Here is a 675-nt window from a genome sequence, read left to right on the forward strand (position 1 = left end):
CAGATTCTGTAACCAAATTGAGCATACTGCCGAGACCTGCAATCGAGGCAAAAATAAAAAAGTGACCATAGCCAAATAAAAACAAATCATGACGGCGACGTTCTTTGTTTAAAATCCTATCAAAGGGTACGATAAAATATAGCCACCATAACGAAAACACCAAGGCCACCAAACTTGAGCCTAAAAATATGATGGAGCTGGCGGCTGATGCTGAATGGGTCAAAAAGTATTGAATGGTATTGCTAACCCCGACCACGCCCTCGCCCAATACGATGATGGTAAGCAAGCCATAACGCTCGGCAATGTGCCCAGGATGCCAGTTATCAAACTGCTCTGAGCGCGCCCAGACTGGCATCAGTAGCTCTGCTAGGATGAATAAAAACAAAGCAGGCGTCTGTAGAGACGCGGGCAAAAACAGCCAACTTATCCATAAGGCTTGTAAGCCTAGCAAGCCCACCATACTACGCCAAGCGACTTTTTGATGACCTGGTACTTGCCGATAAACGCGCCACCACTGGCTACAGCTCGCCAGCCGCATAATAGCGTACCCTGTCACCCCAATCCATGTCAGCCCTTGCTCATAAAATTGATGAATATTGGCTGCTATCATTAGTGAGCCAAACATCTGAAACATCACGGATATGCGATAAAACCAGTCGTCAGGGTCGTATCCCG

1 protein-coding gene is annotated in these 675 nt (G+C 47.0%); it reads right to left on the reverse strand.

The window, feature by feature from the left end; translation table 11 throughout:
* The coding region (locus BTV99_RS12540; protein WP_256713793.1) for a low temperature requirement protein A at positions 1–610 on the reverse strand (610 nt) is incomplete at its 3' end.
* Positions 611–675: the final 65 nt, after the last annotated feature.

This window comes from Psychrobacter sp. Rd 27.2 (genome assembly GCF_001921755.1).
Classification (GTDB): Bacteria; Pseudomonadota; Gammaproteobacteria; order Pseudomonadales; family Moraxellaceae; genus Psychrobacter; species Psychrobacter celer.